We start from the raw sequence: 228 nt of genomic DNA on the forward strand, positions 1-228 counted from the left end.
AACCACCGTGCGCATGGCTGCCAACCTTGACTATGACGCCATCCTCATCTCAGATGCTACGTTTGACCGGGTAGGCATCAAAGGTGAAACCTACAGCGCAAAGACCATACACCTCACTACCCTGGCCAACCTCAAAGACGAGTTTGCCGAGATTCTGGACACCAAAGCCCTTCTAAAACAATTGTAAAACTCAATTTTTTATTACATTTCTAAGATTTATTTGATTAA

Annotated in this window: 1 pseudogene; it reads left to right on the forward strand. The window is 43.9% G+C overall.

Annotation, left to right across the window (positions count from 1 at the left end):
* A pseudogene (locus E1176_RS20220) lies at positions 1-187 on the forward strand (cysteine hydrolase); the annotation flags it as partial.
* Positions 188-228: the final 41 nt, after the last annotated feature.

Source organism: Fulvivirga aurantia, assembly GCF_009711475.1.
GTDB classification, from domain to species: domain Bacteria; phylum Bacteroidota; class Bacteroidia; order Cytophagales; family Cyclobacteriaceae; genus Fulvivirga; species Fulvivirga aurantia.